Raw genomic sequence first — 217 nt, 5'->3', positions numbered from 1 at the left:
ATCTAAAAACTCCTGATAGGTTTTTGAGCCGTACGAGCGGAGCACGGAGGCTTCATCCAAACTGGCAAACGTAAAGTACGACGGCCGGATGTCACCATCACGCACCCGCTCGTAGTTAGTCAGGATCAAATCCGTTTCAGCAGCTTCCACTTCGGCCTGCGTGCGGCAGTAGGTTACCTGAATTCCCAGCCGCTCAGCGTCGGCTTTAAATTCCTGC

At 53.5% G+C, this 217-nt stretch carries 1 protein-coding gene; it reads right to left on the bottom strand.

The window, feature by feature from the left end:
• On the bottom strand, positions 1 to 217 hold a 217-nt coding region (locus BWI93_RS28025; RefSeq protein ID WP_176454345.1), incomplete at both ends, for a hypothetical protein.

This window comes from Siphonobacter sp. BAB-5385 (genome assembly GCF_002261125.1).
In the GTDB taxonomy this organism is placed as follows: Bacteria; Bacteroidota; Bacteroidia; order Cytophagales; family Spirosomataceae; genus Siphonobacter.
This window is presented reverse-complemented; position numbering and strand designations above follow the sequence as displayed.